Source organism: Wolbachia endosymbiont of Atemnus politus (assembly GCF_013309895.1).
Genome location: NZ_JAAXCS010000198.1, coordinates 1 through 1,294 on the forward strand (window position 1 = coordinate 1; position 1,294 = coordinate 1,294).

Consider the following 1,294-nt stretch of genomic DNA (forward strand, 5'->3'; position numbering starts at 1 on the left):
TTGATACTCCAATAATCTTTAATGTTTGGGTTGCAATGAATGTAGATAAGCTTTCGTCTTGCAAAAAATATATATTTACTTTATGTTTTTTTTTATCATTCTGTTTGAGAACTGGATTATGGTATCGCACCATTCACTTCTTTGTTCATCTGTTTCCAGTGGTAGCCCTATTATTATTATTAGCCCAGCTTCATTTTTTTCGAATATTCTGTTTAGATTACCTAAATCTGTTTTTTTTTCTGTTATACACGTTATGAGCTACGTTTTATCACTGAATGCTATGCCTATTCGCTTTCCTCCCATGTCAAGGCACATTATGCGTTTGTCTCTTGAAATGGATTTGAGAAATTCATCATAATTTTTATGTAGCATCTATTGACATGAAAAACACTCAATCATAATCGATATCTGTTTTTATGTTGCTGCAATATTTCACTTTTTTTGAATATGTCATGTGAAACTTTGTTGGCTCTCTGCATTGATTCTAATCTGCAGTAATATAAACTTTTCAGGACTTTTTTTCCCACGCAAGCATATGTATTTTATGCAAATAATGTTTATGTGCATTGGCAGGCAGGAACAAATTTATGGAGTCCTATCACTTCCGTGTTCTATAATTCATCTCTGATCAAGATCGTACGTTGTTTTAAATGTTAAATTTTCGTGCTCGCAAAGGAAATCTAGGTGTTGTACAGAACCTTCATTTGTCGAAATTGAAGACTATACTTTATCATTGTCTTGATTTTTCTCTGCTAATAATTTTTGCAAGACTTTGTTCCGCACTACGAATGAACCTGTTAGTCGCTTTTCTATAAATACATTTGCAGCATATGACTCTATTCCAGGGGAAGTATTACCTGTAATAATAGAAATTGAAGCAGTTGGGGCTATAGCGAGCTTACGTGTAAAACCTTCCATTATATTGAGTTATTAAGCTTCTAGGCATGCTCTCTTTTCTTCTGCTAATTTTTTAGAAACCACATCTGCTTGCTCGTGTAGATACTGGAATATTTTTATCTTTTATTTATTTTGAATTTTTTATTCCACTGTGGTGTTCTATTACTGATTCGATAGGAACCATTTTACACTGTAAAAATGAGTGAAATCCCATCACACCAAGTTCTACACTACGCTCTCTTATTGTAGAGTATTTTGCTCACTGTATTTCGTCTGGAGCTTTATTTATGAAATAAATAATGACTTTATGCAATAAAGTCAGTTCATATTTCATGGTCGGCAGAAATTAGAGCTTGACTAGTGACCGTTTACCTGCTACAATATTAAGTTAATAATT

1 pseudogene is annotated in these 1,294 nt (G+C 32.8%); it reads right to left on the reverse strand.

The window, feature by feature from the left end:
• Positions 1 to 372 precede the first annotated feature (372 nt).
• Positions 373 to 1,195: pseudogene (locus HET73_RS07475) on the reverse strand (ribonucleoside-diphosphate reductase subunit alpha); the annotation flags it as partial.
• Positions 1,196 to 1,294: the final 99 nt, after the last annotated feature.